The organism is Pseudomonas sp. DG56-2 (assembly GCF_004803755.1).
Classification (GTDB): Bacteria; Pseudomonadota; Gammaproteobacteria; order Pseudomonadales; family Pseudomonadaceae; genus Aquipseudomonas; species Aquipseudomonas auratipiscis.
Genome location: NZ_CP032311.1, coordinates 2,084,825 through 2,105,027, shown reverse-complemented (window position 1 = coordinate 2,105,027; position 20,203 = coordinate 2,084,825). Strand labels below are relative to the sequence as shown.

Here is a 20,203-nt window from a genome sequence, read left to right as displayed (position 1 = left end):
AGTCAGTTCCGCCGGCTACTGCGCCGGCTACGATAGGTGTCGAGGACCACGGCGATAACGATTACCGCCCCGGTAATAATGCGTTTGGTTGGCTCCGATGCGCCGATCTGGGCCAGGCCTGCGGCCAGCACAGAGATAATCAATACGCCAAAGAACGTGCTGATCACTGAGCCGCGCCCGCCCATCAAACTGGTCCCGCCGATCACCACAGCGGCAATGACCTGAAGCTCAAGGCCAGAGCCAGCATTGGGGTCGGCGGCCTCCAGGCGGGAAATCTGGAACAGAGCGGCAAGGCCGGCCAGCAAGCCCATCAGCGAAAACACCAGGACCTTGTAGGGGCGCGGGTCGATGCCGGCCAGGCGTACGGCCTCTTCATTGGTGCCGATGCCTATCAGGTAGCGCCCGAACACCGTGCGCGTCAGTACCAGCTGGGCAACGACGATCACCAGCAAGGCGATGATGAACGACGGTGATATTCCGAACGCCCAAGGATTGGAGAGCCAAGCGAAAGCGTCGCCAATATAGGCGGTACGCGAATCGGTCAATTGGTAGGCCAGGCCCCTGGCCATTTCCAGTACGCCCAGGGAAACGATAAAGGATGGAATACGCCAGGCGACTGTAATTGAACCGGTGATACTCCCTGTCAGCGCTGCCACGGCCATACCCAGCAACGCAGCCGGCAGCACGCTCCAGCCCCACCCCAGCATGGCGACACTGACTGCCGAGGCTGCCAGGGCCAATACCGATCCGACCGATAGATCGATGCCGCCAATGATCAGCACGAAGGTCATGCCAACCGCCAGCACCATCAAATCGGGAATCTGGTTGGCCAATGTGCTGAAGGTAGCGTAGGAGAGAAAGTGGCTGCTCAGGAACGAAAACAGCACAATCATCGCCAGCAACGCGCCGGCCAACCCCAAGTATGTGCCCAGGCCGTAATAACTACCGCTACGTTTGCCAGGAGGCGCGGTATCCAATGGCGTGGTCTTCATGTGTCTGTCCTGGGCGCTGCCTCATGCAGCAGCGCGTCACGTTTCTGATAGCCGGCAAAGGCCGCGGCCAGTAATTGATCCTGAGTCCAGGTTTCGCGCTCGAAGGTATCGACAAGCCGTCCGGCACTGAGCACACCGATACGGTCGCAGATCAGCATCAACTCACGCAGGTCACTGGAAACCACCACCAATGCCTTACCCTGGCGCGCCAGGTCAGCCAGCAAGCCGTAGATATCGAATTTGGCACCGACGTCGATGCCGCGGGTAGGCTCGTCAAACAACAGCACCGAGCAATCACGTTCCAGCCAGCGACCAATCACCACCTTCTGCTGGTTTCCCCCCGACAACTCACCCACCAGCTGTCCCGGACCAGAGCTACGGATGCGCATGGCGGCGATCTGACGCTGCGCCAAGTCATGCTCGGCATTGCGATCAAGTATTCCCGCCCGGGAAATCGCCGGCATGTTGCCCAAGGCAATATTGCTGCTGATTGACTGCGACAGCAGCAACCCCTCGCCTTTACGGTCTTCGGTAATCAAGGCAATGCCTTCGCGCACGGCCGATGCGGGCGAACTTATTTGCACGGCACGCAAAGGATTGCCCACCTCGATAGTGCCAATGTCGGCGCGGTCGGCACCATAGATCAAACGTAGTAATTCGGTACGACCTGCACCGATCAGCCCTGAAATGCCAAAAATTTCGCCACTGCGCACCTCGAAAGACACGTCGCGGACTTTGTCAGCTCTACCCAGGCCGCTGACCTTGAGCAGCGATGCACCGATGTGGCGCTGGCCCAGGTCGATATGCTCGGCCAATTCACGTCCCACCATCAGGTTGACCAGTTCGCCGCTGCTGTAACGTGCCATCGGCTCGAGGCATACCAGCCGACCATCGCGCAGCACGGCAATCCGCTGAGCGATTCGCTTGAGCTCTTCGAGGCGATGAGAGATGTAAACGATGGCCACGCCCCGTTGCTGTAGGCGATCGATCTGAGTGAACAGCAACTCGACCTCGCGCGCGGTGAGCATGGCGGTGGGCTCATCGAAAATGAGCACGCGGCATTCACCGATCAGGTTGCGGGCAATTTCCACCATTTGCTGATGGCCGATACCCAACTCGCCAACCGGGGTATCTGGATCGATAGCATCCAAGCCGACTTGTGCCATCGCAGCCTGAGCCATTTGGTGCAGGCGCTTGCGGCTGATCCAACCGGCACGGCTAGGCAGGTTGTCGAGAAACAGGTTCTCGGCCACGCTCAGCGTCGGCAGCAGATTGAGCTCCTGCATGACCATGCGCACGCCCAGACGCTCGGCGGCGGCGCGACTGCCGGGCAGATAAGGCTGGCCTTGATAGCTCATGTACCCGGTGCTGGGCGTTTCCAGACCACCGATGATTTTCGACAAAGTACTTTTGCCCGCGCCATTCTCGCCAGTGAGGGCCAGCACTTCACCTCGACGCAGGCTCAGGCTGACATCGCCCAGCACCGGCTGAGCGTAGGTTTTGCCTATTGCACTGACCGAAAGCACTACCTGCGCAGTCGCTGACATTGCCTGTTCTCCTGGCGCCTGCCTTCGGGCAGGCGCTTGCAGTGCGACTACTTGTGGGTGATCAGCTCGACTGGGGTCTGGATGACGTTGTCAGCATCTACTTCTGGCTTTTCGCCCTTGAGCATCTTCAACGCGGCTTCAATACCGAACACTGCCTGTTTGGCCGCGTACTGATCAGCGGTCGCAAGCACCCGACCATCCTTGAGCATAGGCTTGATGGCGTTGATATTGTCGTAGCCGACGACTTGCACCTGGCCAGCCTTGCCCGCTGCCCGTACCGCCGAAACCGCGCCTAACGCCATGCTGTCGTTGCCAGCCAGCAGCGCTTTGATTTCAGGGTGGGCATTTAGCATGGAGGCCGCAACGGCATTGCCCTTGGCAATTTCCCAATCGCCCGACTGCACCGAAACGACCTTGATTTGCGCCGCCTCCATCGCCTCCTTGAAACCAGCGGTGCGCTGCTGAGCATTGGTAGTGGTCGAGACACCTTCGATGATGCCCACTTCCTCGCCAGCCTTGAGCTTTTCCTTGGCCAAGTACTCGCCCACCAGACGTGCGCCCTTGCGGTTGTCAGGACCAACAAAAGGAACGTTGAGGTTTTTGCTCTTGAGGATTTCAGGGTCGAGGCGGTTGTCGATGTTGACCACGGTGATGCCCGCGTCCATGGCTTTCTTGACCACAGGTACGAGCGCCTTGGAATCGGCAGGTGCGATAACCAGGGCATTGACTCCAGAAACGATCATCTGTTCGACAATGCGAATCTGATTGCCTGAGTCGGTCTCATCCTTGATGCCGTTGGACACAAGATCAAATTCACTGGCGTGCTCCTTCTGGTAGGCCTTGGCTCCGTCTTCCATGGTGAGGAAGAACTCATTGGCAAGGGACTTCATGACCAGCGCAACCTTGGGCTTCTCCTGCGCCATGGCCGAGGAAAGAGGCATTGCCAGGGACAGCGAAGACATTACGGCGAGCGCCAAAAGGCGTCCTGCGAACGGCAGCTTCATTGAATTCACTCCGAATCTTATAGTTATTTATCGGGTCGCAAACGTTTGCGTTAACTCACTATGGGAACGCAACCAGACTTTGTCAAATTCGCTACCGTCAATGCCTTGGAAGTTGCCCGTAAGAATTATCATCAAAATGCTCGGAAAACCGAACCCCCAAAAATGGAACATTCGGTTTATCGAACAGGAAAAACCCTCATGGACTCCTTTTTCTTTCAAAAAAACTAGATATATCAGTTAGTTGATCGCTTAATCCGACGAACGGCAGACTTGGCCCGCTTTCTGCTCCCTCCTGCGAGTTACACAGCGAACTCCACTCATAAGAGAGATCAATAATGAAAGCTGCGCTTAACTCCTTCGTTCCAGGGGCATTGGCCCTGCTGCTGTTACTGCCCGCAGGCGTCAACGCCAAAGAAGTCGAGAACCAACAGAAACTGGCCAATGTGGTCATTCTCGCCACCGGGGGCACCATCGCAGGTGCCGGTGCCAGCGCCGCCAACAGCGCGACTTACCAAGCCGCCAAGCTGGGCGTGGACAAGCTGATTGCCGGTGTTCCGGAGCTGGCAAACCTTGCCAATGTGCGCGGCGAACAGGTGATGCAGATCGCCTCCGAAAGCATCAGCAACGACAACCTGCTGCAACTGGGTAAGCGCGTCGCCGAGCTTGCCGACAGTAAAGATGTCGACGGCATCGTCATCACCCACGGTACCGATACCCTGGAAGAGACTGCCTACTTCCTCAACCTGGTAGAAAAAACCGACAAGCCAATCGTCGTTGTCGGCTCCATGCGCCCCGGTACGGCCATGTCTGCCGACGGTATGCTCAACCTCTACAACGCCGTAGCCGTAGCCAGCAACAAAGAGTCGCGCGGTAAAGGCGTGCTGGTCACCATGAACGACGAAATCCAGTCGGGCCGTGACGTCAGCAAGACCGTCAACATCAAGACCGAAGCATTCAAGAGTCCATGGGGCCCACTTGGCATGGTGGTTGAAGGCAAATCTTATTGGTTCCGCCTGCCAGCCAAGCGTCACACCGTGGATTCCGAATTCGATATCAAGAAAATCAGCAGCCTGCCTGCGGTAGACATCGCCTATGGTTACGGCAACGTTACTGACACCGCTTACAAAGCGCTGGCACAGGGTGGCGCTAAAGCAATCATCCATGCCGGCACCGGCAACGGCTCAGTATCTTCCCGTGTGGTGCCTGCACTGCAAGAGCTACGCAAGGAAGGCGTGCAAATCATTCGCTCCTCGCATGTGAACGCCGGCGGCTTCGTATTGCGCAACGCCGAACAGCCTGACGACAAGAACGACTGGGTGGTAGCCCACGACCTCAACCCACAGAAAGCCCGGATTCTGGCAATGGTCGCCTTGACCAAGACCCAGGACAGCAAAGAGCTGCAGCGGATTTTCTGGGAGTACTGAGTTTCGCTTCCAAGCGCTTGCCCCTCCTGTAGGACGGGGCAAGCACTCCCCCACCAACCCTATGCATAAATACTTTAAACAGACCGCAGCAAAGTGCGCGGTTTGCGGTCTCATGCGCTCTTTTACTGACGAGCTGTTGCGAAATTGCTTACAGTAAAATACTGTACGCACATACAGCTAAATAAGGAACGTTTCGTGGCCACCACTTCCGCCCCTGCCAGCAGTTACGAGCAACTGGGCATCCGCATCCAGAAAATCATCAACGCACCGACCGCACAGAAAGCGCGAGCCGCACTGATCTTTCGCCTGGAGCATGAATCCCCCGACGATTGGGCGACCCTGCTTGAGGAAATCGCTGAGAACGACAACGTCACCCTCGCCTACCGCGATGACGGTGGCGTGCAGATTTTCTGGGTTGTGCCAAAGGAAGATTGAACCCGCATGAGAGTTTCGTTTTTTGCAGTCGCTTGCCTACTGTTCAGCTTCACCTACGCCCACGCCGACGCCCCCCGCACCTTCAGCGAAGCCAAAAAAGTTGCCTGGCGCTTGTATGCACCGCAGTCCACCGAGTTCTACTGCGGTTGTAAATACAACGGCAACAGGGTTGACCTCGCCGCGTGTGGGTACATACCGCGCAAGAATGCCAATCGTGCCTCGCGCATCGAATGGGAGCATATCGTTCCAGCCTGGCAGATTGGTCATCAGCGCCAGTGTTGGCAAAGTGGCGGGCGCAAAAACTGCACACGCAATGACAAAGTGTTCCAGCGTGCCGAGGCCGACCTGCACAATCTGGTACCAAGTATTGGTGAGGTAAACGGCGATCGCAGCAACTTCAGCTTCGGCTGGCTGCCCGAACAACGCGGACAATATGGATCATGCCTGACCCAAGTGGATTTCAAGGCCAAGAAGGTCATGCCGCGGCCATCGATTCGCGGGATGATCGCGCGCACCTACTTTTATATGAGCAAGCAGTACAGCCTCAAACTGTCCAAGCAAGACCGCCAACTCTATGAAGCCTGGAACAAGACCTACCCGCCGCAACCCTGGGAACGCCAGCGCAATCAGCGAGTGGCCTGCGTGATGGGACACGGCAATGAGTTCGTCGGCCCGGTAAACCTCAGCGCTTGCGGTTGAGCATCAGGCCAGCGCCTGCAAATAGGCGCTGGCCTGATGGTAACGAGCCAGACGAGCCAGGTCTTCGGGGCTGGGAGAGGCAATGCGTGATAGATCACTGTTGTCGGCAAGATCAGCAAGTTTCACTACGCGCGCCAACGGGTCGTCGCCTACGCGGATAACGAAAGCCTCATAGCTTTCCTCATCTCGACGACTCAGTGCCTGCACCGCGGCGAGGATCTTGAGAGTAAAGCCTTCGCGAGCAAGGTCCGGCAACGTCATCGAAGAATCCTCGAGCACATCGTGTAGCACCGCGACAATGCGTTGCTCGACTGTCGAGACCTGCAACATGACCCGCAGCGGATGCAGAATATAGGCAGCACCGCCTTTGTCCTGCTGCCCCTCATGCGCCCTCGCTGCCACCGCAATTGCCCGCTCCAGCGTAGACATAAGCCCTCCTGCTCAATGCTCGCGCGGCTTATGGCGCGCCTTACTGTGGACGTCGTTCAGCCAGTCCTCATGCATAGCATAGTCAAGCAATTGTCCTTCGACATCAAAGTCATGGCGCAGGTAAAGCGTGAGCGCCGGTTGTTTGTCGGCGCCTGCAGTCGATTCGACAGGTTGCAGGGTTATGGCGGGGGACGATTCCTTCATCACAGCTCTCCTTGCGTAGAGCTGTGAGTGTACGGGGCCCGGGAAGGCTGTGGCTAGCGTGGTGCGTCGTGCTGGATAACGATCGAGTCGGTGCCCAGACGTGCCATTACATCAGCCTGCCGCGCTTGGGCTTCAGCCTTGCTCGGGAACGGACCCAGCAAAACCACTGGCTTGCCGTCGCGGTACACCACTGACGAAGGGATCTGCTTTTCGATCAGGCGGGCAGTCATGTCGCTCAAGGCACCCATGTTCGCACCCTGGACGATTTCGACGTCCCAACCTTCAGGCGCAGGCTTGTCTGCCACGGCTTCGGCGCTGCGCTGCAGCTCGGCGCCACCACAGGCTTCGCGAATGCGCAGGTTGCTACCCTTGTCGGCGAGAACGATCTCGTAGCCCTCGGTTTGCTTGAAAGCCACATAGCTGCGGTAGGGCAAAAAAGTTCCGGCGTCGTCTTTACTGCGCACCTGACCGCAGATGGTGCCCTGTTTGTCGATTCGCACGTTGCCGAACTTGGCCGTCTTGGGGTTGGGCAACTGCTCGGCAATCTGCTTGTGCACGCCTTCGACTGCATTTTCGCAGCCGGCCAGAGCCAGAACTGCCATTACCATCGCCACTTTGCGCACGCGTTTATCTCCTGGATACAAGCGGCGGATTTTAACATTGGCGGCAAGGCCAAAGGTTACAATCGGCGGCCTGATGAAAGCAAAAAGGGCGATCCTTTCGGATCGCCCTTCTTGTCGAGATTTGGTAGGCACAATTGGACTCGAACCAACGACCCCCACCATGTCAAGGTGGTGCTCTAACCAACTGAGCTATGTGCCTGCTGTGGGGCGCATAATACGCAGGTGCGCACCTGTCGTAAAGCGAAATTTCATAAAAAAATCAGCAGCTTTAGTGTGCCTGGCTCGCTTGGGCACCGCAGCAAATCCAGGCCAACAAAAAAGGGCCCACCTCTCGGTGAGCCCTTCTAGACCGCCCAGCAGGGGGCGGATTTGATTTGGTAGGCACAATTGGACTCGAACCAACGACCCCCACCATGTCAAGGTGGTGCTCTAACCAACTGAGCTATGTGCCTGCTGTGAGGCGGCATTCTACGGAATCGGCTGACAGTGTCAACTCTTTTTTTTAAGCTAAGCCACTGAATCTTAAAAATATTTGGCTAAAACCGGGGTAAAGGATTTTTAACACACGACTAGCGGGTGTTTATTATTATTGATAGCATCGGTACAGTCGTAAAAAATATAAAACAGAGGTTTCGCAGCATGGCCAATACCCCCTACCCTCAGTCCTACTACGCCGCATCGGCCAATCCGGTACCGCCGCGCCCGGCGCTGCAGGAAGAGGTACAGACCGATGTCTGCGTGATCGGCGCCGGCTACACCGGTCTGTCCAGCGCCTTGTTCCTGCTGGAAGCCGGCTTTAGTGTCACCGTGCTGGAAGCCGCCAAAGTCGGTTTCGGCGCTTCGGGCCGCAACGGTGGCCAGATCGTTAACAGCTACAGCCGCGACATTGACGTCATCGAGCGCACTGTCGGTCCCAAGCAGGCTCAACTGCTCGGTCAAATGGCCTTTGAAGGCGGACGCATCATTCGCGAGCGCGTAGCCAAGTACAACATCCAGTGCGACCTTAAGGACGGCGGCGTATTCGCAGCCCTGACGTCCAAGCAAATGGGCCACCTGGAATCGCAAAAACGCCTGTGGGAACGCTACGGTCATACTCAACTGGAGCTGATGGACCAGAAGCGCATCCGTGAAGTGGTCGATTGCGATCAGTACCTGGGTGGCATGCTCGATATGAGCGGCGGTCACATTCACCCACTGAACCTGGCCCTGGGCGAAGCTGCGGCGGTCGAGTCGCTAGGCGGCAAGATCTACGAGCAATCCCCGGCTGTGCGCATCGAGCGTGGTGCCAACCCGGTGGTGCACACCCCGCAAGGTAAAGTGCGCGCCAAGTTCATCATTGTTGCCGGCAACGCCTACCTGGGCAATCTGGTACCGGAACTGGCGTCCAAGTCGATGCCGTGCGGCACCCAGGTAATCACTACCGAACCGCTGGGCGATGATCTGGCGCGTCAATTGTTGCCGCAAGACTACTGCGTAGAAGACTGCAACTACCTGCTCGACTACTACCGCCTGACCGGTGACAAGCGTCTGATCTTTGGTGGTGGCGTGGTCTACGGCGCACGTGATCCGGCGAACATCGAAGCGATCATCCGGCCGAAGATGCTCAAAGCCTTCCCGCAACTCAAGGACGTGAAAATCGATTACGCCTGGACCGGTAACTTCCTGCTGACCCTGTCGCGCCTGCCTCAGGTAGGTCGTCTGGGTGACAACATCTATTACTCCCAGGGTTGCAGCGGCCACGGCGTTACCTATACCCACTTGGCGGGCAAGGTGCTGGCTGAAGCACTGCGCGGACAAGCCGAACGCTTCGATGCGTTCGCCGAACTGCCGCACTATCCCTTCCCTGGCGGCCAACTGTTGCGCGTACCGTTCAGCGCCCTGGGCGCTTGGTACTACACCCTTCGCGACCGCTTGGGCTTCTAAGCCCTGGCTGCTTCCAGGCTGTCACTGCCCCAAGGCACTGACGGCCTGGCGAGCTGCTTGTTCCTGGCCCGCCTGGGCCAGGTCATTGGCCGCCTTCAGCCAACGCTGACGGTCAACCTGAGCGGGCAACTGGCCCGGCTGCTGTACCAGTACCGCCCAACTCCCCTGCTTGTTCCAAGCCGATGTGAAATCATCAAAATCCATCAGCATGCGTCGATTCATCCCGGCACGCAGCAACACGCGTTCCTTGTAGCGATCGTAGCCGACCAGCAAGGCATAGCGCGGCTCGCCCCAGAATGCCGAACCCTCTTCGAACCGCAGCAACACCGGATTGCCCGCAGACACCTGGGTCAGCAGTGCGTTGAGTTTCGGTTCGAGGGGATAGACCACCATCCCATACTGACGGGCAACGTTCTGCATCGAGTCCTGTAGTTTGTCCACCCCTTGCGGCAGGCCCAATGGCTGCTCAAGCAACCCCGGGGTAATGCGTACGCCTTGTTGCGAAAGTATGGCTGCCAGGGCCATGGGTGCGCTTTGGTTGGCGTTGCCACGATAGAAAGGTACAGAGCCTATTTCTACCCGCTGGGCCAGACCCTGGATCGGAGCTGCAGGTTGACTGGCACAAGCGACTAACGCGAGCGTCAGTGCACACGCAGCCAGCAGGCGGCCTGAGGCTATCGCAAATAAGGTGTTAGACAGTGGCAGCATGAACACTCACTTGTGCTGATGCCCGGCAGACAGCGCCCGGCCTGGGTTGCGATCATAGGCCGGTAGAAGGCGCGGGTATAGTGTGAAGAGGACTTAGAACAAAGCGGCCCAAGGCTCTAGACCATCGGTCAATAGCCGGCAACACGGCTTCGGCTAGACTCTAGTGGAGTCCGCGTGGCGAGCAAAATGGGCTGGCCATGGACCTGAGGAGGCACACATGAGCCTGACAATGGCAATATTCATGCTGGTTGGCGCCTGGTTGAGCGTTGCCGCCGCCATGCTCTGGGGGGTGCTGCGGATCGCCCGCCGCCATCATACCCACCATACTTTGCCCAAAACCACCAACGACGCTGTACCCGTCCGGCGTAGCCGCCGGCATGCCAATGCGCATTGATTTGCAATGCTGAGATATGACGGTGGCGGTCCCACAAAATGATCCGTACCGCCCGTAACAGCACAAGCAGTTGCCCCCGCAAGAGCAACTGCCCGGCTGCTTACATCATTCTTGCGAAGCTTCGCGTTTGATACGCGCCCTGCGCGACATGATGTTCAACATTTCAATCACAGTAGAGAACGCCATCGCTGCATACACATAACCTTTCGGTACATGGGCACCAAAGCCTTCGGCGATCAGGGTCATACCGATCATGATCAGGAAGCCCAGCGCCAGCATTACTACGGTCGGGTTATCGTTGATGAACTTGGCCAGCGGGTCAGCAGCGACCAACATCACAATTACCGCGCTCACTACGGCAATGATCATGATAGGCAGATGCTCTGTCATGCCCACGGCAGTGATGATGCTGTCAATCGAGAAGACGATGTCCAGAATCAGGATCTGACCGATCGCAGCGGCAAAGCCTAGCGTGACAGTCGACGAGGCCTTGGCTTCAGCCTGGGCACGTGGGTCGACGCTCTCGTGAATTTCCTTGGTCGCTTTCCACAGCAGGAACAAGCCACCCGCAATCAGAATCATGTCCTTCCAGGAGAAGGTATGACCAAACACCTCGACAACCGGCTCAGTCAACTGCACGATCCAGGCCACGGTGCTCAATAGGCCCAGGCGCATGACCAGCGCCATGCTGATACCGATGCGGCGCGCTTTGGAGCGAAATTCCACAGGCAACTTGTTGGTCAGGATGGAGATGAAGATCAAGTTATCAATGCCGAGCACGATCTCCATGGCCACCAGGGTGGCAAGGGCTACCCAGGCGGTCGGGCTTGCAGCGAGTTCCAACAAGTATTCCATTAATCATTCCTGCATCGAGATAAGGGTGGGTCAGATTTCTTTGGAGCTGTCGTCGCGCTCGGACTTGGCGGTTTTTTCACCCTCGGAGCCGGTGGCTTCGCTCAACGCCTGCTGGGCGGCGTCGTTAGTCTTGTCGATAGCTTCCTTGGCCGACTCGGCTGCCTGGTTGAGCATCTGCTGCGCGGATTTTTCCGCCTGCTCGCAACCGCTCATGGCAAACAGGGCCAACAGCAACACCAAGGGTGTTCCAATGGATTTTAGGTGCAACATATGAAGATCTCCGTGTCGATGATCGATGCCCACTCAGTGGCAACGTGATGGCTAGGGATTCTAAATATCTAGATACATCAGGAAAATTCGTATTTTCAGCAGTTATACTTCGGTTTTTACGAATCGAGATGCCACATGCTCAACTACCGACAGTTGCATTACTTCTGGGTGGTAGCCCGCACGGGCAGCATCGTGCGGGCCAGCGAGCAACTGAACCTGACCCCGCAAACCATCAGTGGACAGATCAGCCTGCTCGAACAAACTTATGGCATTGAACTGTTTCGCCGGGTCGGGCGGCAGTTGGAACTGAGTGAAAGCGGGCGTCAGGCGCTGACCTACGCCGAACAGATGTTTCAAATTGGCGGTGAGCTGGAAGCAATGCTGCGTGCTCGCCCAGATGAGCAGCAAATTCTTTTTCGCGTGGGGGTGGCCGATGTGGTGCCCAAATCCATTGTCTACCGATTGCTGGCACCGACCATGGAAATGGAAGATGCCCTGCGCCTGAGTTGTCGCGAAGACAAGCTGGAACGCCTGCTCGCAGACCTGGCGATTCAACGCCTGGACCTGGTGATATCCGACAGCCCCATGCCCAGCCACCTGGACATCAAGGGCTACAGCCAGCGCCTGGGGGAATGTGGCATCAGCTTTTTCGCCACCCCTGCCCTGGCCGCCAGCCTGAGCGAAACGTTCCCCGCCTGCCTGCAACATGCCCCTTTACTGATCCCCGGGCATGAAACCGTCGTTCGTAGCCGCTTGCTGCGCTGGTTCGCCGAGCAGCAGATTCAACCGCGAATCGTTGGCGAATTCGACGACAGCGCGCTCATGCAGGCCTTCGGTCAATCCGGTAGCGGTATCTTCATTGGCCCTAGTGTCATCGCCGATGAAGTCTGCCGCCATTACGGCGTGGAACTGATCGGCCAGACCGACGCCGTCATCGAGTCGTTCTATGCCATTTCGGTGGAGCGCAAGGTCAAGCATCCGGGCATCATCGCAATCACCGAAGGGGCCCGGCGCCAGTTGTTCAACTGGTAGCGACGCTACCGCGTACTCGCATCAACCCCAGCGCCAGCAGTACCGACAACCCGATCAGCAGTGCCGCGACGTAACCGAGGCTGGCCAGGCCGAGGCTTTCGATCACTCGCCCCCCAACAATCGCGCCAAGGCCAATCCCCAGGTTGGCCCCGGCAATGTTCAATGAAGCGGCGAAAGCCGGCGCCTGGGGCGCGGCCTTGATCAGACGCACGTGACTGACCAGAAACAGTGCCGCCTGGGTTGTACCCCAAATCGCCAGCGCGCCGATCAGGCCGTAAGTAGAGTGAATACTCGGTACCAGGGCGACCAGACCAACCAGCATCAACGCGCAAAAGCCGCCCGAGGCCAGCAACGGATGTCGATCCACCGCTCGCCCGCCCAAGCTGTTGCCGATCAGGCCGACAGCGCCAAAGCCCATCAAATACCAGCCTACCCGAGCCCCATCAAATCCAGCCAGGCGCTCCAGAATGTCGGCCAGATAGGTATAAACAGTGAACATGCCGCTGAACACCAGCACCGAGAGCAGCACATGCCCCTGGAGCAAGCGGCTGCGCAAAATACCGAATTGCCCGCGTAGGGAGGTGGCCTGGTTATGGCGAGGGGTGTGCGGCAGATAAAGTTGCAGCAGCAACGCCTTGGCCAGGGCCAACACTGCCAGCAACGCGAAAGCGGCGCGCCAGCCCAGGGCGTCACCTACCAAGGTGCCGACAGGAATGCCGAACACCGTGGCACACACCACGCCGAAACTGATCTTGGATATCGCCCGCCCGGCGTACGCCGGCCCGACAATATCAACGGCCGTTTCACTGGCCAACGACCAGAATACCGGCAACCCCAGCGCCGGCAGCAGCCGTGCCAGCCCCATCACGTAGATATTCGGCGCAATGGCTGCCAGCAGATTGCAGGCGGCGAACAGCAACAGAATGCCGACGAACAGACGCTTGCGGTCCAAGCGTGCACACCAGGCGGTAAGAAAAGGGCCGAAGCAGGCCACGGTAAAGGCAAACAACGTCACCAACAGTCCAGCCTGGGGCACACTCACCGCCAGGTCGCGAGCGATGCCCGGCAGTAACCCGACGATCACGAACTCCGTAGTCAGTACAGTGAAGCCGGCAGCAGCCAGCAGCAGAATCGGCAGTAACATCTACACTCCAGCGTTCTAAACATTCACGGCGCTTAGCCGTTTCCAAGGGGCGCGCATACTACACGCCCGTCCTACGCACTGACACAGGCAATCACCAATTGTGACCCGCTGTGCTAAAGTCGCGCCCCTTTCATGGTCCTGGTCGCCTGTACTGCGGTACGTCCTGGCACCGCAACGGGCCGGCTGCCCCTTTACAAGACTGAGAAACACCCGACATGACCCCTGTTCTAAAGCTGTTGAACCGTACCAGTCTGGTACTACAGATCATGATCGGCCTTGTGGCCGGTATTGCCCTGGCGTTGACTGCCCCCCAGATCGCTCTGGACCTGGGCTTTATTGGCAAGGTGTTTGTCTCGGCGCTGAAGGCTGTGGCGCCAATCCTGGTGTTTATCCTGGTAATGGCCTCTATCGCCAACCATAAACACGGCACCGAAACGCACATCCGCCCGATTCTGGTCCTGTATCTGTTCGGTACCTTTGCCGCCGCCGTCGTCGCGGTGGTCGCCAGCATGCTCTTCCCATCGAACCTGGCGTTGAGCACCTCGGATGTCGCCTTGAGCGCGCCCGGCGGTATTGCCGAGGTCCTTCAGAGCTTGCTGCTGAGCGTCGTCGACAACCCGGTGAGCGCCCTGATGAACGCCAACTTCATCGGCATCCTGGCCTGGGCCATCGGTCTGGGTGTGGCTATTCGTCACGCCGGGCCCACGACTCGCACGGTGGTCGAAGACCTGTCCAACGGTGTCACTCTGATCGTTCGCGTGGTGATTCGTTTCGCCCCGCTGGGTATTTTCGGCCTGGTCGCCTCGACCCTCGCCCAATCGGGCCTGGACGCCCTGCTTGGTTACCTGCATTTGTTGGCTGTGCTGATCGGCTGCATGTTGTTCGTGGCACTGGTGATCAACCCGCTCATCGTGTTCTGGAAAATTCGCCGCAACCCCTTCCCGCTGGTGCTTCTGTGCCTGCGTGAAAGCGGGATCACCGCATTTTTCACCCGCAGTTCGGCGGCCAACATTCCCGTCAACCTGGCCCTGAGCGAGCGTCTTGGCCTGCATGAAGACACCTATTCGGTCTCGATCCCACTGGGTGCGACCATCAACATGGCGGGCGCGGCAATCACCATTACCGTGCTGACACTGGCAGCAGTACACACCCTGGGTATTGCCGTCGACATCCCGACCGCCATCCTGCTCAGTGTTGTAGCTGCCGTCTGCGCCTGTGGCGCTTCGGGTGTCGCCGGTGGTTCGCTGCTGCTGATCCCGCTGGCCTGCAGTCTGTTCGGCATCCCCAGCGAAATCGCCATGCAGGTCGTGGCTGTCGGCTTCATCATCGGTGTCCTGCAGGACTCGGCGGAAACCGCGCTGAACTCCTCTACCGACGTGCTGTTCACCGCTGCCGCCTGCATGGGCGAAGAGCGCCGCAACGCCTGAGCCTGACCCGCAGCCGGTGTGCCCTGCACCGGCTGCTTGTGTTTTACCCTGCCGCGCACCTAGGCTAGAGGCCTTACTTCGCATAGAGACAGGGTCATGTCCGACGATCAGCAATCCCCTTCCGAAGCCCGCTTCAACAGCACCGAGATCCGCGTACTTGGCTCACTGATCGAAAAACAAGCCACCAGCCCGGAAACCTACCCGCTGACCTTGAACGCCCTGGTGCTGGCCTGTAATCAGAAAACCAGCCGTGAACCGGTGATGAACCTGAGCCAAGGCCAAGTCGGCCAGGCCCTGCGCGCCCTTGAAGGCCAAGGCCTGACGCGCTTGCAGATGGGCAGCCGCGCAGACCGCTGGGAGCACCGCGTGGACAAGGCCCTGGAACTGGTGCCAGCGCAAGTCACCTTATTGGGACTGATGTTCCTGCGCGGTCCGCAGACGGTGAACGAACTGCTGACCCGCAGCAGCCGCATGCATGAATTCGAGGACAGCGAACAAGTGCTGCATCAGCTTGAGCGCCTGATTGCCCGAGGCTTTGCCTTGCACCTGCCGCGCCAGGCAGGCCAGCGCGAAGACCGTTACACCCATGCCCTGGGTGATCCTGCCGAGATCGAGGTCATTCTTGCTGCACGCCAACAAGGGCCGGAACGCAGCGCAGGTGGCGCAGTATCACTCGAGCGCATCGAGGCACTTGAAGCACGAATTGCCGCGCTGGAAGAGCGGCTGGCGCAATTGGAATAAATCGACGAATTATCCGCCGGGGTCAAGGCCTACGCTCTGGCGTAGGCCACTGCCTGCGCTACCTGCTCAGCCGTCGGCCGCACACCGGTGTACAGTACGAACTGCTCCAGTGCTTGCAGGGCAATCACTTCCAGCCCGGTAATTACCGCTTTGCCCTGCGTCTGGGCCTCGATGATCAGCGGCGTACGCGCCGGCATCGCCACGACATCGAACACCATCTGCGCCGCCGAGATCGCCTCAAGGCCAAACGCCAGTTGCTCGGCCTCGATGCCGCCCGCCATGCCGATCGGCGTCACATTGATCAGCATCGGAGGGCACAAATCTCCCAGCTCCGCCAGCCAACGGTAGCCGCAGCTGTCGGCCAACTGGCGACCCGCCTGCTCATTGCGCGCAACGATGGTGCCTTGGGCAAATCCTGCATCGCGCAAGGCGCTGGCCACTGCCTTGGCCATACCGCCGCTGCCACGCAACGCAAAGGCGGTACCCGGATCCACGCGATGCTGCTCGAGCAATTGGCGCACGGCCAGGTAATCAGTGTTATAGGCCTTGAGCCTACCGGCGTCGTTGACGATGGTGTTGATCGACTCGATAGCCGCGGCCGACGGGTCGATCTCATCGACCAGGGCCATACAGGCTTCTTTAAAAGGCATCGACACACCACAACCGCGAATGCCCAAGGCGCGTATGCCGCCAACTGCCGCTGGCAGATCTTGCGTGGTCATGGCCTTGTAGTAGTAATCAAGACCCAGTTGCTGGTACAGGTGATTGTGAAAACGTACACCAAAGGTACCGGGACGACCGGCCAGCGAAATGCACAACACAGTGTCTTTGCTGGGAACATGGGCCATAGGGCTCTCCTCTGCGATCGAGAAGGCATTATGCACACATGTATCGACTGACGTTGCATGACGAGGGTCGATGACAGTGATGAGCACTATCGAGCGGGTTGATTTCAACCGGCGCACCGCAGCCCTTAAGGTAGGCCCATGAATCGCAGGAGAGTCCCCATGGCCCCTATCAACATTATGTCCGTAATCGGTAGCGCCGTTCCCGCCTCGCTAAGGAACCTGGGCCTGCTGGCTTGCTGGTATCTGGTTCGCGATGGTGAACAAGTGTCCGGACCGCTGACTTCACTGACTGCCGCCCAGAACCTGGCCAGCCACATGCAGAACACCCGCCTTCACGCCTGAGGCAACTCGATCGGTTTTATCGTGCGTTGCTCCGCACTCCCCTTGCCCCGCCCTTTGGCGGGGCTTTTTATGGCCGGGCGAAAGTCATTAAAAAAAATATGGAAAAGTGCTTTACCTTCCAATCGTGTCAAGGTTGAGACTGCGCCGTATCCACTGATACCGGTCCTGCGGTCCCGGGGTTGCAACCCCTGGCGAAGGCGTCGGAGAAGCCGATTTTTCCAACGGAGTAATCATGATGACAACAGTTAAGAACTTGCTTTTGGCTGCGGTGCAAATTGGTTTGCTGGCCTGGACGGGCGCCACCTTCGCCACCGACAAAATCTATATGGCCAATGAAGGGGCCGACACGGTCAACGTGCTGGACGCTGCATCGTTGAAAACGCTGGGACGCGTGCAAGTTGGCAAAATGCCCCACAACGTACAGGTTTCGCCCGACGGCAAATTTGTCTGGGTGACCAATATGGGTGAGGCCGCCACTGCTGCACATATGGATATGGCCAAGGGCATGCATGCTGAAAAAGGCAAACCCGGTGCTGTATGGGTTATCGATAGCCGTACTGACGCGGTGGTCGCCAAGGTACCGGTAGGTGTACACCCGGCCCATGTCGTGATCTCCCCCGATGGCCGCCTCGCTTACATCACCAATAGCGGTGACAACACTATCAGTGTGATCGAAACATCGACACACAGCCAGGTAGCGACGATTCCGGTCGGCAAGTTCCCCCATGGTCTTCGGTTCAGCCCGGACGGCAAGGAAGTCTACGTCGCCGACCTCAAAGGTGGCGCCGTGTCGGTAATCGACACAGCCAGCCAGAAAGAGGTCTCGCAGGTGACCGTCGGCAACCAGCCGGCGCAGGTCGGGTTCACCCCGGACGGACGTCTTGCCTTCGTCTCGCTGTCGGGGGAAAACGCAGTCGCTGTGATCGACCCTGCCACACGCAAGGTAATTCGCAAAATTGATGTCGGTACTGTTCCTATCCAACTGTATGCAACGCCAGACTCACGCACCCTGGTGGTGGCCAACCAAGGCGCACGTGACAAGCCCGGGCACACGGCCAGCGTGATTGACCTGGAGACTTTCAAGGTGGCCAAGGCAGTTGAGACCGGCGCTGGCGCCCACGGTGTCGTCGTTGACCGAGAAGGACGTTATGCCTACGTGACCAACTCTTTCGCCAACTCGGTTTCGATGATCGATGTGAAAGAGCGCAAGGTGATCAAGACCGTCCCTGTAGACAAAGGTCCGAACGGCATCAGCATGACGCCTTGACGTTTAGTTGTGCCCATCTCCGATACTGATCGCTGCGGCTGAAAAAGCCTCTATCAGTGTCACTGCAACGCCCGATGCGATGCGTCGGGCGTTTTGTCTTTCATAGATCAGGCCTCTGGTCGCATTCGATGCCGCCACTCGATGGCGACTGCCACACCCGCGAGCAGAATAGCCAGCGTGTACGCAAAAAGGCCCAAGTTGATCCCGAAGATCATTTTCTCTGAACCATCGGTGAGTACCATGGAGCCCCCGTACCCATCCTGCAGCCAGTACGCCATTAAGAACCCACCGGTTACGAACACAGTAAGAAGGCTCTCTAACTTGAGGTTGTCCTTGCCCCAGACGAGCCAGACACTAAAGGCTCCAATTGCCGTGTTGGTAAACAATTGCCAGGTCTCATGCAGCCGAGCATGGGGTTCCCAGGCCGTATTGAAAACATGAGTGTCGTTGACCTCAAAGATGGGTACGACCACGGCGTAAAAAACGATGCCAACCGTCACCAACAGTTTCGCAAGCATTAGTAACCTCCTTGTTCTTGGTTTGGGCACTACTTGTTCGCTGTACTGTAGCGTGGTGCGGTGAAGTGTTACAGGTGCAAAAGCCAGGGCGTGGAAGGCTTCACATCACACTTGAATGGCTGCTATTGGTTCGCTGGAAAAAATCCAGGATTAAATTTCGTTCATATTTCGCCCAATGATCACAGGCTAATCAACAGACTCTAGGCCATACTCCGGAGATGTTTTTTGCGCTTTGACGAGTTCTCGAAAGTGAGGAGACCCCCTACTCAAGGGCCTTCCAGCCCTCCACACCACTCTGCATCTCAATCCAAACACAGCCATTGGTACAAAAAATGGTACGAGATCCGTGATGCCGTTAACGGGTCTAAAGAGCGCTACGAAGATGCCCGCCCGCCCCTTGCGGCACATTGAAGTCCCCAAAATTTTCAGGTTGCCGCTTTGCTCAGCCCCCATCTCATAGCAGCACACCCTTCGAGTTTTTGAATCAATTCCCGCCCTCTCTCCGGCCATCTGACCAAAACCGCGTATCGTACTAAGAACACCCTAAATATTAGGGAACGCTATTCGTAATAGATACACTGGTGATCGCCGTAAATTCGCACACCAAAACACTGCATTTATGCACAGTCACCCCAACCCTTGGCTTCACCTCATTCGTAAGGTTTTCCGCCACGGCAAAAACGGGCGCAAGCATGAGTTGCTATTACCCACTTGCCGGAGTGAAACAAACAATATCAGGAACTACATCAGTTGATTTTTCCAAGTGGGGCCGACGCCCCTTACGGTGATCAAGAATAGATTAAAGCAGGCATAAATTATGCAAAATCGAAAGAGCATTAACTGGTGGACTTGGATACTTGCAGTATTCTGCTTCGTGCAAGCACTGTACATTTACATTTCTTCACCTAGTAGGCCTGAGCCGACAGAGATTGACACAGTGACAAAAGTCGGCTCCGGTGGGGCTATATACGAAATTCTGTACAACAGTGGTGGCGCCACTGTACCCATGGTTTACCGCTACTTCCTCATGGCCGCCCAGCAAAGCGATGAAGAAGCGCTTTTAACTTCAAAGAAAAGCGCACCATTCCTCGTCACCAAAAGTTCTCAAGCGGTTGGCGAGGTTCATGACGACAGAGTTAAATTAAAAACCGACAACAGAATATACGAATTTCATAACGTTTCTGCTTTCAAAGTAGACGGCGAATTCAATATCATCTCATTTGATTTGGAGTCTGTTACTCCTTAGGCAATTCGTTCGCATAACACCGGCACAACTGCCGGTGTTTTATTTGGTGCACGCTCAACATCAAGCCGGCGCACAGTAAGTGCTTCAGCTCCTCTTGGCTTGCCAGTGATTCACCGCCTCGTGATACAGGC

The 20,203-nt window shown here is 57.6% G+C and carries 23 protein-coding genes and 2 tRNA genes; 11 read left to right on the top strand and 14 right to left on the bottom strand.

Translation table 11 applies throughout. From position 1 onward, the window contains the following. Positions 1-2: 2 nt before the first annotated feature. From D3Z90_RS09605 to D3Z90_RS09595, 3 genes are read right to left on the bottom strand one after another with little or no spacing between them, the layout of a single operon-like run. A complete protein-coding gene (locus D3Z90_RS09605) occupies positions 3-992 on the bottom strand; it encodes an ABC transporter permease (RefSeq protein ID WP_136475518.1) in 990 nt (329 codons plus the stop codon). Beyond that, positions 989-2,539 (bottom strand): sugar ABC transporter ATP-binding protein, encoded by a 1,551-nt coding sequence (locus D3Z90_RS09600; RefSeq protein ID WP_136475517.1) that lies wholly within the window; start codon positions 2,537-2,539, stop codon positions 989-991. The genes D3Z90_RS09605 and D3Z90_RS09600 overlap by 4 nt, the downstream gene beginning before the upstream one ends. Positions 2,540-2,586: 47 nt before the next feature. After that, a complete protein-coding gene (locus D3Z90_RS09595) occupies positions 2,587-3,543 on the bottom strand; it encodes a sugar ABC transporter substrate-binding protein (protein WP_136475516.1) in 957 nt (318 codons plus the stop codon). A gap of 335 nt (positions 3,544-3,878) precedes the next feature. Here D3Z90_RS09595 and D3Z90_RS09590 point away from each other — a divergent pair, with 335 nt between their 5' ends. The 3 genes from D3Z90_RS09590 (at position 3,879) to D3Z90_RS09580 (ending at position 6,101) form a co-directional block, all read left to right on the top strand. Next, complete coding sequence (locus D3Z90_RS09590; RefSeq protein WP_136475515.1) at positions 3,879-4,967, top strand: asparaginase; 1,089 nt, start codon at positions 3,879-3,881, stop codon at positions 4,965-4,967. A 144-nt stretch (positions 4,968-5,111) separates the two neighbouring features. Continuing rightward, the gene (locus D3Z90_RS09585; RefSeq protein WP_136475514.1) at positions 5,112-5,402 is read left to right on the top strand and encodes a DUF1654 domain-containing protein; all 291 of its coding nucleotides are present in this window, start codon (positions 5,112-5,114) and stop codon (positions 5,400-5,402) included. Positions 5,403-5,408: 6 nt separating this feature from the next. Continuing rightward, complete coding sequence (locus D3Z90_RS09580; RefSeq protein WP_136475513.1) at positions 5,409-6,101, top strand: endonuclease; 693 nt, start codon at positions 5,409-5,411, stop codon at positions 6,099-6,101. 3 nt (positions 6,102-6,104) lie between these two features. On the opposite strand, the gene D3Z90_RS09575 is transcribed toward D3Z90_RS09580, so the two are convergent. From D3Z90_RS09575 to D3Z90_RS09555, 5 genes are all read right to left on the bottom strand, one after another. Continuing rightward, on the bottom strand, positions 6,105-6,530 hold the full coding sequence (locus D3Z90_RS09575; protein ID WP_136475512.1) for a bifunctional (p)ppGpp synthetase/guanosine-3',5'-bis(diphosphate) 3'-pyrophosphohydrolase: 426 nt from the start codon (positions 6,528-6,530) through the stop codon (positions 6,105-6,107). Positions 6,531-6,542: 12 nt separating this feature from the next. Continuing rightward, positions 6,543-6,734, bottom strand: a complete 192-nt coding sequence (locus D3Z90_RS09570; RefSeq protein WP_136475511.1) for a hypothetical protein — start codon at positions 6,732-6,734, stop codon at positions 6,543-6,545. Between the two features lie 53 nt (positions 6,735-6,787). Continuing rightward, a complete protein-coding gene (locus tag D3Z90_RS09565; RefSeq protein WP_136475510.1) occupies positions 6,788-7,357 on the bottom strand; it encodes an SPOR domain-containing protein in 570 nt (189 codons plus the stop codon). Between the two features lie 122 nt (positions 7,358-7,479). Next, positions 7,480-7,556, bottom strand: a tRNA-Val gene (locus D3Z90_RS09560). A gap of 176 nt (positions 7,557-7,732) precedes the next feature. Next, a tRNA-Val gene (locus tag D3Z90_RS09555) sits at positions 7,733-7,809 on the bottom strand. Positions 7,810-7,996: 187 nt separating this feature from the next. Between D3Z90_RS09555 and D3Z90_RS09550 the strand changes: the two genes are divergently transcribed. Continuing rightward, the gene (locus D3Z90_RS09550) at positions 7,997-9,280 is read left to right on the top strand and encodes an FAD-binding oxidoreductase (protein ID WP_136475509.1); all 1,284 of its coding nucleotides are present in this window, start codon (positions 7,997-7,999) and stop codon (positions 9,278-9,280) included. 21 nt (positions 9,281-9,301) lie between these two features. Here D3Z90_RS09550 and D3Z90_RS09545 read toward each other — a convergent pair whose 3' ends face one another. Continuing rightward, a complete protein-coding gene (locus D3Z90_RS09545; RefSeq protein ID WP_136475508.1) occupies positions 9,302-9,988 on the bottom strand; it encodes a peptidase C39 family protein in 687 nt (228 codons plus the stop codon). Between the two features lie 217 nt (positions 9,989-10,205). Here D3Z90_RS09545 and D3Z90_RS26775 point away from each other — a divergent pair, with 217 nt between their 5' ends. Beyond that, the gene (locus D3Z90_RS26775; protein ID WP_168198449.1) at positions 10,206-10,382 is read left to right on the top strand and encodes a hypothetical protein; all 177 of its coding nucleotides are present in this window, start codon (positions 10,206-10,208) and stop codon (positions 10,380-10,382) included. Between the two features lie 105 nt (positions 10,383-10,487). Here D3Z90_RS26775 and D3Z90_RS09540 read toward each other — a convergent pair whose 3' ends face one another. Together D3Z90_RS09540 and D3Z90_RS09535 are read right to left on the bottom strand one after the other, a co-directional pair. After that, on the bottom strand, positions 10,488-11,237 hold the full coding sequence (locus tag D3Z90_RS09540) for a TerC family protein (RefSeq protein ID WP_136475507.1): 750 nt from the start codon (positions 11,235-11,237) through the stop codon (positions 10,488-10,490). Between the two features lie 30 nt (positions 11,238-11,267). Further along, on the bottom strand, positions 11,268-11,507 hold the full coding sequence (locus D3Z90_RS09535; protein ID WP_136475506.1) for a hypothetical protein: 240 nt from the start codon (positions 11,505-11,507) through the stop codon (positions 11,268-11,270). 135 nt (positions 11,508-11,642) lie between these two features. Here D3Z90_RS09535 and nhaR point away from each other — a divergent pair, with 135 nt between their 5' ends. Next, on the top strand, positions 11,643-12,539 hold the full coding sequence (nhaR, locus tag D3Z90_RS09530) for a transcriptional activator NhaR (protein ID WP_136475505.1): 897 nt from the start codon (positions 11,643-11,645) through the stop codon (positions 12,537-12,539). On the opposite strand, the gene D3Z90_RS09525 is transcribed toward nhaR, so the two are convergent. After that, positions 12,529-13,683, bottom strand: a complete 1,155-nt coding sequence (locus D3Z90_RS09525) for an MFS transporter (RefSeq protein WP_136475504.1) — start codon at positions 13,681-13,683, stop codon at positions 12,529-12,531. The genes nhaR and D3Z90_RS09525 overlap by 11 nt on opposite strands. A 215-nt stretch (positions 13,684-13,898) precedes the next feature. Here D3Z90_RS09525 and sstT point away from each other — a divergent pair, with 215 nt between their 5' ends. Together sstT and D3Z90_RS09515 are read left to right on the top strand one after the other, a co-directional pair. Next, positions 13,899-15,110 (top strand): serine/threonine transporter SstT, encoded by a 1,212-nt coding sequence (sstT, locus tag D3Z90_RS09520; protein WP_136475503.1) that lies wholly within the window; start codon positions 13,899-13,901, stop codon positions 15,108-15,110. Positions 15,111-15,206: 96 nt separating this feature from the next. Then, entirely contained in the window at positions 15,207-15,851 is a 645-nt protein-coding gene (locus D3Z90_RS09515) for a YceH family protein (protein ID WP_136475502.1), read from the top strand. 29 nt (positions 15,852-15,880) lie between these two features. Here the strand turns inward: D3Z90_RS09515 and D3Z90_RS09510 are convergent, their stop codons facing one another. Continuing rightward, positions 15,881-16,699: a shikimate 5-dehydrogenase gene (locus D3Z90_RS09510; protein WP_136475501.1), complete on the bottom strand. Its 819-nt coding sequence runs from the start codon at positions 16,697-16,699 to the stop codon at positions 15,881-15,883. Between the two features lie 159 nt (positions 16,700-16,858). Between D3Z90_RS09510 and D3Z90_RS09505 the strand changes: the two genes are divergently transcribed. After that, positions 16,859-17,041 (top strand): hypothetical protein, encoded by a 183-nt coding sequence (locus tag D3Z90_RS09505; protein ID WP_136475500.1) that lies wholly within the window; start codon positions 16,859-16,861, stop codon positions 17,039-17,041. A 232-nt stretch (positions 17,042-17,273) separates the two neighbouring features. Continuing rightward, positions 17,274-18,308 (top strand): cytochrome D1 domain-containing protein, encoded by a 1,035-nt coding sequence (locus D3Z90_RS09500; protein ID WP_136475499.1) that lies wholly within the window; start codon positions 17,274-17,276, stop codon positions 18,306-18,308. Positions 18,309-18,415: 107 nt separating this feature from the next. Here D3Z90_RS09500 and D3Z90_RS09495 read toward each other — a convergent pair whose 3' ends face one another. Further along, a complete protein-coding gene (locus tag D3Z90_RS09495; RefSeq protein WP_136475498.1) occupies positions 18,416-18,826 on the bottom strand; it encodes a hypothetical protein in 411 nt (136 codons plus the stop codon). A 937-nt stretch (positions 18,827-19,763) separates the two neighbouring features. Here D3Z90_RS09495 and D3Z90_RS09490 point away from each other — a divergent pair. Beyond that, the gene (locus D3Z90_RS09490; RefSeq protein WP_136475497.1) at positions 19,764-20,072 is read left to right on the top strand and encodes a hypothetical protein; all 309 of its coding nucleotides are present in this window, start codon (positions 19,764-19,766) and stop codon (positions 20,070-20,072) included. Positions 20,073-20,203: the final 131 nt, after the last annotated feature.

Excerpts from the sequence above, each read along its gene's own strand:
- D3Z90_RS26775 (WP_168198449.1), top strand. The coding sequence starts at position 10,206 with ATGAGCCTGACAATGGCAATATTCATGCTGGTTGGCGCCTGGTTGAGC.
- D3Z90_RS09495 (WP_136475498.1), bottom strand. The coding sequence starts at position 18,826 with ATGCTTGCGAAACTGTTGGTGACGGTTGGCATCGTTTTTTACGCCGTG.
- D3Z90_RS09600 (WP_136475517.1), bottom strand. The coding sequence starts at position 2,539 with ATGTCAGCGACTGCGCAGGTAGTGCTTTCGGTCAGTGCAATAGGCAAA.
- D3Z90_RS09545 (WP_136475508.1), bottom strand. The coding sequence starts at position 9,988 with ATGCTGCCACTGTCTAACACCTTATTTGCGATAGCCTCAGGCCGCCTG.
- D3Z90_RS09570 (WP_136475511.1), bottom strand. The coding sequence starts at position 6,734 with ATGAAGGAATCGTCCCCCGCCATAACCCTGCAACCTGTCGAATCGACT.
- D3Z90_RS09535 (WP_136475506.1), bottom strand. The coding sequence starts at position 11,507 with ATGTTGCACCTAAAATCCATTGGAACACCCTTGGTGTTGCTGTTGGCC.
- sstT (WP_136475503.1), top strand. The coding sequence starts at position 13,899 with ATGACCCCTGTTCTAAAGCTGTTGAACCGTACCAGTCTGGTACTACAG.
- D3Z90_RS09515 (WP_136475502.1), top strand. The coding sequence starts at position 15,207 with ATGTCCGACGATCAGCAATCCCCTTCCGAAGCCCGCTTCAACAGCACC.
- D3Z90_RS09590 (WP_136475515.1), top strand. The coding sequence starts at position 3,879 with ATGAAAGCTGCGCTTAACTCCTTCGTTCCAGGGGCATTGGCCCTGCTG.
- D3Z90_RS09575 (WP_136475512.1), bottom strand. The coding sequence starts at position 6,530 with ATGTCTACGCTGGAGCGGGCAATTGCGGTGGCAGCGAGGGCGCATGAG.
- D3Z90_RS09505 (WP_136475500.1), top strand. The coding sequence starts at position 16,859 with ATGGCCCCTATCAACATTATGTCCGTAATCGGTAGCGCCGTTCCCGCC.
- D3Z90_RS09510 (WP_136475501.1), bottom strand. The coding sequence starts at position 16,699 with ATGGCCCATGTTCCCAGCAAAGACACTGTGTTGTGCATTTCGCTGGCC.
- nhaR (WP_136475505.1), top strand. The coding sequence starts at position 11,643 with ATGCTCAACTACCGACAGTTGCATTACTTCTGGGTGGTAGCCCGCACG.
- D3Z90_RS09550 (WP_136475509.1), top strand. The coding sequence starts at position 7,997 with ATGGCCAATACCCCCTACCCTCAGTCCTACTACGCCGCATCGGCCAAT.
- D3Z90_RS09595 (WP_136475516.1), bottom strand. The coding sequence starts at position 3,543 with ATGAAGCTGCCGTTCGCAGGACGCCTTTTGGCGCTCGCCGTAATGTCT.
- D3Z90_RS09580 (WP_136475513.1), top strand. The coding sequence starts at position 5,409 with ATGAGAGTTTCGTTTTTTGCAGTCGCTTGCCTACTGTTCAGCTTCACC.
- D3Z90_RS09605 (WP_136475518.1), bottom strand. The coding sequence starts at position 992 with ATGAAGACCACGCCATTGGATACCGCGCCTCCTGGCAAACGTAGCGGT.
- D3Z90_RS09540 (WP_136475507.1), bottom strand. The coding sequence starts at position 11,237 with ATGGAATACTTGTTGGAACTCGCTGCAAGCCCGACCGCCTGGGTAGCC.
- D3Z90_RS09500 (WP_136475499.1), top strand. The coding sequence starts at position 17,274 with ATGATGACAACAGTTAAGAACTTGCTTTTGGCTGCGGTGCAAATTGGT.
- D3Z90_RS09525 (WP_136475504.1), bottom strand. The coding sequence starts at position 13,683 with ATGTTACTGCCGATTCTGCTGCTGGCTGCTGCCGGCTTCACTGTACTG.